This window comes from Schnuerera sp. xch1 (assembly GCF_019931165.1).
Taxonomy (GTDB): domain Bacteria; phylum Bacillota; class Clostridia; order Tissierellales; family Tepidimicrobiaceae; genus JAIOUP01.
The window spans coordinates 1-614 of record NZ_JAIOUP010000044.1; the positions used below are offsets into that span (position 1 = coordinate 1).

Here is a 614-nt window from a genome sequence, read left to right on the forward strand (position 1 = left end):
TGCACATTGAAAACTACACAGTAAATTATATTTCTGGTCAAGCAAATAAGGGCATAAGGTGAATGCCTTGGCACCAGTAGCCGAAGAAGGACGGGATAAGCACCGAAATGCCTCGGGGAGTCGCAAATAGACACTGATCCGGGGATATCCGAATGGGGAAACCCACTTGAGAAAACCTCAAGTATCACATACTGAATACATAGGTATGTGAAGGGACACCAGGGGAACTGAAACATCTAAGTACCCTGAGGAAGAGAAAGAAAACTCGATTTTCTAAGTAGCGGCGAGCGAAAGGGAAACAGCCCAAACCAGGCTTTAAGTCTGGGGTTGAGGACACAACAGAAAAGAAGGATTTAGGTAGTCGAATGACCTGGAAAGGTCAACCACAGAAGGTGAAAGTCCAGTAGACGAAACTTAAAGACTTCAAGTTGTGCTCCAGAGTACCACGGGACACGAGAAATCCAGTGGGAAGCAGGGAGGACCACCTCCCAAGGCTAAATACTAACTGGTGACCGATAGAGAACAAGTACCGTGAGGGAAAGGTGAAAAGAACCCCGGGAGGGGAGTGAAATAGAACCTGAAACCTTATGCCTACAAGCAGTGGAAGCTCTATA

At 46.7% G+C, this 614-nt stretch carries 1 rRNA gene; it reads left to right on the forward strand.

Going from position 1 to position 614, the window contains the following annotated elements:
• Window positions 1–35: 35 nt before the first annotated feature.
• A 23S ribosomal RNA gene (locus K8M07_RS12540) occupies window positions 36–614 on the forward strand; the annotation flags it as partial.